This is a genomic window from Lyngbya sp. CCY1209, from assembly GCF_035615495.1.
Lineage (GTDB): Bacteria > Cyanobacteriota > Cyanobacteriia > Cyanobacteriales > Microcoleaceae > Limnospira.
In genome coordinates, this window is sequence record NZ_JAJENU010000577.1 from 1 (window position 1) to 1051 (window position 1051).

Below are 1051 nucleotides of genomic sequence, written 5' to 3' on the forward strand. Positions count from 1 at the left end.
TTTTTTTTGGGGTGATTTGATCCCCCCTAGCCCCCCTTAAAAAGGGGGGGACAAGATGGAGCGATCGCGTTTTTTTGGGGTGATTCGATCCCCCCTAGCCCCCCTTAAAAAGGGGGGGACAAGATGGAGCGATCGCGTTTTTTTTGGGGTGATTCGATCCCCCCTAGCCCCCCTTAAAAAGGGGGGGACAAGATGGAGCGATCGCATTTTTCCAACCCACCATCTAATTCCCCAGCGGGATGGTTTTTCACCCGGTTATCCCGCCGAGTTGTAGGTTGGGTTGAGGCACGAAACCCAACACCAGACTCTCTACAATTGACTCAGATAAGTTTGTTAATGTTGCCAAATGCCCAAAAAGATCAGAGAATTAAAGAAAATGCTGCAAAAATCAGGTTTTGCGCTTTTACCGAAACGTGGGAAAGGAAGTCATTCCTATTGGGTTCATCCCCAGTTTCCCAATCCGATTGTCATTTCCGGGAAAGACAGCAAAGATGCCAAACCTTATCAAGAAAAAGATGTTATAGCCGCCATTCAAAAATTAGAACAGTTAGAGAAAGAGGATGAATCATGAAATATAGCATTTTAATTCAATGGTCTGAGGAAGATAGTGCTTATATTGCGAGTTTACCTGAGTGGGGGGAGTACGCAAAAACTCACGGTGAAACCTATGAAGAAGCGCTGAAAAATGCTCGGGAAGTTTTGGAAGATTTGGTGTATGCTTACAATCAAGAGAATAAACCTTTACCCAAACCACAGATTCTAAAATTTGCATAGCTGTAGCTGTAGGTTGGGTTGAGGCACGAAACCCAACACCAAAGTATCAATGTGCGATCGCGTTTTTTTTGGGGTGATTTGATCCCCCCTAGCCCCCCTTAAAAAAGGGGGGGACAAGATGGAGCGATCGCGTTTTTTTGGGGTGATTTGATCCCCCCTAGCCCCCCTTAAAAAGGGGGGGACAAGATGGAGCGATCGCGTTTTTTTTGGGGTGATTTGATCCCCCCTAGCCCCCCTTAAAAAGGGGGGGACAAGATGGAGCGATCGCGTTTTTTTG

Annotated in this window: 2 protein-coding genes; both read left to right on the forward strand. The window is 46.4% G+C overall.

All coding sequences use genetic code 11. The annotated features are described in order from the left end of the window. Window positions 1-346: 346 nt before the first annotated feature. The gene (locus tag LKE08_RS20660) at window positions 347-571 is read left to right on the forward strand and encodes a type II toxin-antitoxin system HicA family toxin (RefSeq protein WP_324706142.1); all 225 of its coding nucleotides are present in this window, start codon (window positions 347-349) and stop codon (window positions 569-571) included. Beyond that, window positions 568-774 carry a type II toxin-antitoxin system HicB family antitoxin gene (locus tag LKE08_RS20665; protein WP_324706143.1) on the forward strand — a complete coding sequence of 69 codons (207 nt, stop codon included), beginning with the start codon at window positions 568-570 and terminating at the stop codon, window positions 772-774. Before LKE08_RS20660 ends, LKE08_RS20665 begins: the two co-directional genes overlap by 4 nt. The last annotated feature ends 277 nt before the right edge of the window (window positions 775-1051 follow it).